Origin of the sequence: Actinomadura roseirufa, assembly GCF_900659635.1 — a bacterium.
In the GTDB taxonomy this organism is placed as follows: domain Bacteria; phylum Actinomycetota; class Actinomycetes; order Streptosporangiales; family Streptosporangiaceae; genus Spirillospora; species Spirillospora roseirufa.
Window position 1 is genome coordinate 1 of sequence record NZ_CAACVB010000327.1, and the last position, 7,467, is coordinate 7,467.

At 76.4% G+C, this 7,467-nt stretch carries 8 protein-coding genes; 6 read left to right on the plus strand and 2 right to left on the minus strand.

The features are described from left to right. A partial coding sequence (locus tag E1291_RS36730; protein WP_131742660.1) for an SLOG cluster 4 domain-containing protein occupies window positions 1-324 on the plus strand: 324 nt, incomplete at its 5' end. Between the two features lie 25 nt (window positions 325-349). Here E1291_RS36730 and E1291_RS36735 read toward each other — a convergent pair. Continuing rightward, window positions 350-1,141, minus strand: coding sequence for an SDR family NAD(P)-dependent oxidoreductase (locus tag E1291_RS36735; protein WP_131742661.1), 792 nt, complete (start codon window positions 1,139-1,141; stop codon window positions 350-352). Window positions 1,142-1,152: 11 nt separating this feature from the next. After that, window positions 1,153-3,468 carry an ATP-binding cassette domain-containing protein gene (locus E1291_RS36740; protein ID WP_131742662.1) on the minus strand — a complete coding sequence of 772 codons (2,316 nt, stop codon included), beginning with the start codon at window positions 3,466-3,468 and terminating at the stop codon, window positions 1,153-1,155. Between the two features lie 62 nt (window positions 3,469-3,530). Between E1291_RS36740 and E1291_RS36745 the strand changes: the two genes are divergently transcribed. The 5 genes from E1291_RS36745 to E1291_RS36765 all read left to right on the plus strand — a co-directional run. Then, entirely contained in the window at window positions 3,531-4,526 is a 996-nt protein-coding gene (locus tag E1291_RS36745) for a helix-turn-helix transcriptional regulator (protein WP_242614607.1), read from the plus strand. Window positions 4,527-4,593: 67 nt separating this feature from the next. Next, on the plus strand, window positions 4,594-4,965 hold the full coding sequence (locus tag E1291_RS36750) for a VOC family protein (RefSeq protein ID WP_131742664.1): 372 nt from the start codon (window positions 4,594-4,596) through the stop codon (window positions 4,963-4,965). 181 nt (window positions 4,966-5,146) lie between these two features. Beyond that, window positions 5,147-5,950 (plus strand): IclR family transcriptional regulator, encoded by an 804-nt coding sequence (locus E1291_RS36755; RefSeq protein WP_131742665.1) that lies wholly within the window; start codon window positions 5,147-5,149, stop codon window positions 5,948-5,950. 162 nt (window positions 5,951-6,112) lie between these two features. Next, the gene (locus E1291_RS36760) at window positions 6,113-7,168 is read left to right on the plus strand and encodes an NAD-dependent epimerase/dehydratase family protein (RefSeq protein WP_131742666.1); all 1,056 of its coding nucleotides are present in this window, start codon (window positions 6,113-6,115) and stop codon (window positions 7,166-7,168) included. Further along, on the plus strand, window positions 7,165-7,467 hold a 303-nt coding region (locus tag E1291_RS36765; protein WP_131742667.1), incomplete at its 3' end, for a glycosyltransferase family 2 protein. The genes E1291_RS36760 and E1291_RS36765, both read left to right, overlap by 4 nt.

Sequence of the window (7,467 nt, forward strand, 5' to 3'; positions counted from 1 at the left end):
GCCCGCGCGGCGGGCGGGATCGTGGTGGGCGTGCTGTCGGCGGCCGACCGCGCCGGCGCGGGGCCCGACCTGACCGTCGCGCTGCCGACCGGCCTCGGCCAGGCCCGCAACGTCCTGATCGTGAACGCCGCCGACGCGGTGATCGCCGTCGGGGGGTCGTGGGGGACGCTGTCGGAGGTGGCGCTGGCGATGCGGCGCGGCGGGACCCCGGTGGTGCAGGTCGGCGGCTGGCGGGTGCACGACGCCAAGGGACGGCCGGTGGGCGGCGTCGCGCACGCCGGGGACGCGGCGGAGGCGCTGGCGCTCACCGGCCTGTGGCCCTGAAGCGGCGTCCCGCGCGCGGCGGGGGTCAGTGGACGGACAGACCGCCGTCCACGAAGATCGCCTGCCCGGTCACGTACGCCGCCGAGGCGCTCGCCAGGAACACCGCGGCGCCGGCGAAGTCGTCGGCGACGCCGTTGCGGCCGGTCATGGTGCGGGCGGCCAGGTCCCGCACGCGCTGCGGGTCGGCGGACAGGCGCGCGTTGAGGGGCGTCATCACGAATCCGGGCACCAGGGTGTTGGCGGTGACGCCGCGCGGCGACCACGCCTCGGCCTGGGAGCGTGCCAGCGCCACCAGCCCCGCCTTGGACACGCCGTAGGCGCCGCTGGTGACGAACGCGCGGAACGCCTGCTGGGAGGCGATGTGGATGAGGCGTCCGTGCCCCCGCTCGGCCATGCCGGGGCCGAACCGCTGGCCGAGCAGGAACGGCGCGTCGAGGTTCACGGCCATGGTGGCGTCCCAGACGTCCTCGCCGAGTTCGTCCATCGGGGGGCGCAGGTTGATCCCGGCGGAGCTGACCACGATGTCGGGTTCCCCGAACGCGGCGGCGGCGTCCTCGGCCGCGCGGCGGACGCCCTCGCGGGTGCCGAGGTCGGCGCTGACGGCGGCGGCCCGGCAGCCGTGCGCGGTCAGGTCGGCGACGGCCGCGGCGAGCTCGGCCTCACGGCGGGCGATCACGACGACGGACGCGCCCGCGCGGCCGAGCGCCTCGGCGATGGCGCGGCCGATGCCCGAGCTGCCGCCGGTGACGACGGCGACGCGGCCGGACAGCGAGAACAGGCCGGACAGGTAGGCGCCGGGCGCGGGAAGATCGCTCATGGACGCCGAGCCTAGGGGAGCGGGTCCCGGGCCGAGCCGTCCGGGGCGGGCGTCCCGAGGCCGCGGCGCAGGTAGGCGGCGGTGATCGAGGACGGGTCGGCCAGCAGCGCGGCGGGGGTGCCGGCGAAGACGATCTCCCCGCCGTGCCGCCCGCCGCCGGGACCGAGGTCCAGGACCCAGTCGGCGCGTTTGACCACCTCCAGGTCGTGCTCGACGACGATGACGGTGTTGCCGGCGTCCACGAGCCGGTCCAGCAGGTCCAGCAGCGCGTCGACGTCGGCGGGGTGCAGGCCGGTGGTCGGCTCGTCGAGCACGTACACCAGGCCGGTGCGGTGCAGCCGGGTGGCGAGCTTGAGGCGCCGCCGCTCGCCGCCGGACAGGGTGCCGAGCGGGCGGCCGAGGGCGAGGTAGGGGAGACCGACCTCGGTGAGGGCGCGCAGCCGGGACAGCACGGTGCGTTCGGGCGCCCCGGCGAAGAACCCGACGGCCTCCTCGGCGGGCATCTCCAGCACGTCGGCGATGGACCGGCCGCGCAGGGTGCGGGCGAGGGCCTCGGGGCGGTAGCGGCGGCCCCGGCATCTCTCGCAGGTGGTGGTGACGGGGTCCATGAACGCCAGGTCGGTGACGATGACGCCGTCGCCGCCGCAGCCCGGGCACGCCCCGGCCGAGTTGTGGCTGAACAGGGCCGGGTCGGCGCCGGTGGCGCGGGCGAACATGCGGCGGACGTGGTCCATGACGCCGATGAAGGTGATGGGGGTGGACCGGCGGGACACGGCGATGGACGACTGGTCGACCACGACGGCCTCGGGGACGCGGGCGGTGAGCTCGTCCATGACCAGGGTGCTCTTGCCCGACCCGGCGACGCCGGTCACGGCGGTGAGCACGCCGGTGGGGAAGCGCGCGGTCACGTCCTTGAGGTTGTGCGCGCGGGCGCCGGTGACGGGCAGCCATCCGCCGGGCTCGCGGACGGCGGTCTTGACGCCGGTCGCGCGGCGCAGGGCGCGTCCGGTGGGGGTGGCGGCGGCGCGCAGGGCGGCGACCGTGCCGGTGAAGACGATCTCGCCGCCGCGCGCGCCGGCGCCGGGGCCCATGTCGACGACGTGGTCGGCGGCGGCGATGACGCGGGGGTCGTGCTCGACGACCAGGACGGTGTTGCCCTTGTCGCGGAGCCGGGCGAGCAGGGCGGTGAGCCGGTCGACGTCGCTCGGGTGCAGCCCGGCGCTCGGCTCGTCGAAGACGTAGGTCATCCCGGTGAGGGCGGAGCCCAGGTGCCGGACCACCTTGAGGCGCTGCGCCTCGCCGCCCGACAGGGTGCGGGTCTCGCGGTCCAGGCTGAGGTGGCCGAGGCCGATGTCCTCCAGGCGCCGCAGCCGGGTGATCGCCGCCGCCGCGATGGGCGCCGCGACGGGGTCGGTGATCTCGCCGAGCGCCGCGGCGAGGTCGCCGATCTCCAGGCGGTACAGGTCGGCGATGGTGCGGCCGCCGATCCTGGAGGCGAGCGCCGCCTGGTTGAGGCGGGCGCCGCCGCAGCCGGGACAGGTCTGTTCGCGGACGACCTTGCGGGCCGCGTCGCGCTGCTTGCCGGTCAGGGAGTCGATGCCGCGTTTGATGTAGAGGCGCTCGAACCGCTCGGCCAGCCCCTCGTAGGCGTTGTGGCCCATGGACCCGGTCCGGTTGAGCCGGCGCACCCGGAATCCTTTGCCGTGCAGGAGCAGGTCCCGTTCGGCGGGGGTGAAGTCCCGCAGCGGCTTGTCGGGGTCGAACAGGCCCGATTCGGCGTACAGCTGCCACACGTAGGTGCCCACGCCGAACGGCGGGAAGTTCACCGCGCCCTCGTTGAGGGTCTTACCGGTGTCCAGGAACCGGTCGAGGTCGAGCCGGACGACGCGTCCGAGCCCGTCGCAGCCGGGGCACATGCCCTGGGGCTCGTTGAAGGAGTAGGCGCCCGCCTCGCCGGCGCTCGGGGTGCCGTGCCGGGAGAACAGGACCCGCAGCACGGCGGAGATGTCGGTGATCGTCCCGACCGTGGAGCGGGCGTTGCCGCCGAGGGGCCGCTGGTCGACCACGACCGCCGGGGCGAGGTTGTCGATCGCGTCGGCGTCGGGCCGCTCGTGGCGGGGCATCCGGTCGCGGACGTACCAGGTGAACGTCTCGTTGAGCTGGCGCTGCGACTCCGCCGCGACCGTGCCGAACACGATCGAGGACTTGCCCGAGCCGGACACGCCGGTGAACGCCACGATGCGGCGTTTGGGGATGCGCAGTGAGACGTCCTTCAGGTTGTTCTGCCGGGCCCCTCTGATCAGGATGCTGTCCTCGTGGTCGGTCATGGCGCCCACGCTAGGAACCAATGAGGCCAGGTTCTGGCCTCATTGGGCCGCATACTGGACGGGTGAGCGACACCACCTCGGCGCGGCTGCTGCAGTTGCTGTCCCTGCTCCAGGCCCGGCGCGAGTGGAGCGGCCCGGAGCTGTGCGAGCGGCTCGGCGTGAGCGCGCGCACCGTCCGCCGCGACGTGGAGCGGCTGCGCGGGCTCGGCTACCCGGTGCGCGCCACGCTCGGCGCGGCCGGCGGGTACGGGCTGGAGGCGGGCACCGCGATGCCGCCGTTGCTGCTGGACGACGAGGAGGCCGTCGCGATCGCGGTCGGGTTGCGCGGCGCGGCCGGGATCGAGGGCGTCGAGGAGACCTCCCTGCGCGCGCTGGCCAAGCTGGAGCAGGTCCTGCCCGCGCGGCTGCGGCGCCGGGTCAGCGCCCTGCACACCGCGACGACGCCGCTGACCGGGCCGCCCGCGGGGCCGCGCGCGGACGCGGCGGCGCTGGCCGTGCTCGCCGCCGCATGCCGCGACCGCGAGCGGATCAGGTTCGGCTACCGCGACGAGAAGGGGTCGGGCGGCGGGCGGCTGGTGGAGCCGCACGGGCTGGTCTCGGCCGGGCGCCGCTGGTACCTGGTCGCCTGGGACGCCGGCCGCGAGGACTGGCGGACGTTCCGGGTGGACCGGATCGACGACCCGCGGCCGACCGGGGTCCGGTGCGCGCCGCGCGCGCTGCCCGCCGCCGACGCCGCCGCGTTCGTCACCGCCTCCCTGGCCCGTGCGCGGCCGCTGCGCCGGGCGGTGGTCACCGTGCACGCCTCCGCCGCGGAGCTGGCCGACCGGTTCCGGGTGACCGGCGCGGAGGTGGAGCCGGTCGACGAGCGCACCTGCACGCTGCGCACCGCGCCGGACTCGCTGGAGTGGACGGCGCTGCGGCTGGCGTTCCTCGAACTGGACTTCGAGGTCCGCGAGCCGCCCGAGCTGGCCGCGCGGCTGGCCGTGATGGGCCGCCGCCTGCTCTCGGCCGCGGGCGAGGGCCCGGCGGACGCGGGCGGGGACGCCCGCCGTACCTGACAGAAGATGTCAGCTTCCCCTGGCAGGCTCACCACGTCACCGATCATCGTGAGCACAAGGAGCCCTCATGCCCGCCATCGCGGAGTTCATCGCCGTCACCCTCGACTGCCCGCACCCTCCGGCGCTCGCGTCCTTCTACGCGACGCTGACGGGCGGTGAGATCACCTACGACACCGCCGAGGCCGCCGCCGTCCGGCTGCCGGACGGCACGAACGTCAACTTCCAGCGCGTCGCCGGCCACAGCGCGCCGCAGTGGCCCGGCACGGACCGTCCGCAGCAGTTCCACCTGGACTTCTACGTCGACGACCTCGGCGCGGCCGAGGCGGCGGTGACGGAGCTGGGCGGCGGCAGGCCCGCCTTCCAGCCGGGCGGCGACCGGTGGGTGGTGCTCACCGACCCGGCGGGCCACCCGTTCTGCGCCTGCCTGCGGCAGCGCTAGCGGGACGGCGCTCCCCGTCCCGGCGGGCCGCCCCCGGCGTCGGCACGTTCCGTTCCGATGCGAGGATGGGGACCGTGACGGACGAGACGGGGGCGGCGGGGGAACGGGCCCTGCGCGGGCGGATCGGGCACGAGCTGGTCGAACACGGGCTGGTCGAACACGGGCGGATCGGGCGCGCGCGGTGAGCGGAGCGGAACCGAAGCCGGGCACGCAGTCGGTGGACCGGGCGGTGGCGGTGCTGCGGTCGTTCGAGAGCACGGCGCGGCAGACGCCGACCGAGATCGCGCATCGGCTGGGGCTGTCGGTCAGCACCGCGCACCGCATCGTCGGTGCCCTGCACGACACGGGGATGCTGGGCCGCGACCCGCGGACCGAGCGCTACTTCCTCGGGCCGACGGCGGCGATCCTGGGCCGGCTCGCCCTGGAGCGGATGGGCGCCACGCTTCTGCAGCCGCCGCTGACGGCGCTGCGCGACGGGACGGGCGAGGCGGTGAGCCTGGGCGTGCGCGTCGGCGACGAGGTCGCCGTGCTGGTGCACCTGCCGTCCGCGCACCCGCTGCGCTACGACCAGCCGCCGGGCACGCGCAACCCGGTCCACGGGTGCGCGATGGGCAAGGCGATGCTGGCGTTCACCGACGAGCCGATCGCGATGGACGAGCCGTTCACGCGCCTCACCCCGGCCACCCTCACCACCCGCGCGGAGCTGGAAGCGGAGCTGGCGCGCGTCCGGGAGCGGGGTTTCTCGGTCAGTGACGAGGAGCGCGTCGTGGGGGTGCGCGCGGTCGCGGCCCCGGTGCGGGACGGCTCGGGGCGCGTCGTCGCCGCCGTCGCGCTGCAGGGCCCCTCGGTGCGCTTCGGCGACGACGCGATGCCCGCGCTGGCGGAGGCGGTGCGCGCCGCCGCCGTACGGCTGACGACCCTGCACGGCCAACTGCCCGCGGCCCCGGCCGAGGCGGGCGCGGAGAGCGGCAACACCGCCCACTGACCCGCCCCCTTGAGCCGCGCGGGGGCGCGGCGGACGGTCCGGCGGGGCGGGGGTCATGTCCGGGTCGGCCACGGGTCGCGGTTCTCCCAAGGTTCGAACAAGGAGCCGTGCGAGGCGCTTCGGGGCCCTCCAGCGGCGGCGGCGCGGCCTACGTTCGTCGCCATGGACGTAGTGCTGACCGGATCGGCCGGCTTCATCGGCTCGCACGTCGCCGAGGCGCTGACCGCCGCGGGACACCGGGTCCGCGGCCTCGACCCGCGGACCGGCGGCGGCGCGGGCGCCGACGTCCGCGACGCGGCGGCGGTCGCGGAGCTGCTGGACGGCGCCGACGCGGTGTGCCACCAGGCCGCGCTGGTCGGGCTCGGCGTGGACGTGTCCGACCTGCCCGCCTACACGTCGGTGAACGTGCAGGGCACGGCCGTGCTGCTGGCGGAGATGGCGCGGGCGGGGGTGGGCGCGCTGGTGCTGGCCTCGTCGATGGTGGTCTATGGGGAGGGCGCCTACACGTGCGGGCGGCACGGCCCCGTCCGGCCGGGGCCGCGGCCCGAGGAGGCGCTGCGGGCGGGACGGTTCGAGCCGGGCTGCCCGCGCTGCGGCGCCGCGCTCGAGCCGGGCGCCGTCGCCGAGGACGCGGCCCCCGACCCCCGCAACGTGTACGCCGACACCAAGCTGGCGCAGGAGCACCTGGCCGCGTCCTGGGCGCGGATGACGGGCGGGTCGGTGACGGCGCTGCGCTACCACAACGTGTACGGGCCGCGGATGCCGCGCGACACGCCCTACGCCGGGGTCGCGGCGCTGTTCCGCTCCCGGCTCCTGGCCGGGCTGGAGCCGCTGGTGTTCGAGGACGGGGCACAGCGCCGCGACTTCGTGCACGTCCGCGACGTCGCGCGCGCCAACGTCCTGGCCCTGGAGCGGACCACCGCGGCCCGCGCGCCCGGCGCCGAGGGCGCGCCGGAGGGGCCGGGACGCGGCGGGCTGCGCGCCTACAACATCGCCAGCGGCGAGCCGCGCACGATCGCCGAGATGGCCGCGGCGCTCGCGGAGGCGTTCGGCGGTCCGGCGCCGCGCGTCACCGGCGGCCACCGGGCCGGCGACGTCCGGCACATCGTCGCGCGGCCCGACCGCGCCCGCCGCGAGCTGGGGTTCTCGGCGGCGGTCGCGTTCGCCGACGGCATGCGGGAGTTCGCGCGGCGGCCCGTCACCGAAGGGAGCCGATGAGCGTGGTCGAGGTGATCCTGCCGTGCCTGAACGAGGCCGGGGCGCTGCCGTGGGTGCTGTCGCGGATGCCCGCGGGGTTCCGTCCCCTGGTCGTCGACAACGGCTCCACCGACGGCTCGGCGCGCGTGGCCGCCGAGCACGGCGCCGAGGTCGTCACGGCGCCGGTGCGCGGGTTCGGCGCCGCCTGCCACGCGGGGCTGCTGGCCGCGGGCGCCGAGGTGGTGTGCGTGATGGACGCCGACGCCTCGCTCGACCCGGCGGAGCTGCCGCGGCTGGTCGCCGCGCTGGAGGGGCTGGAG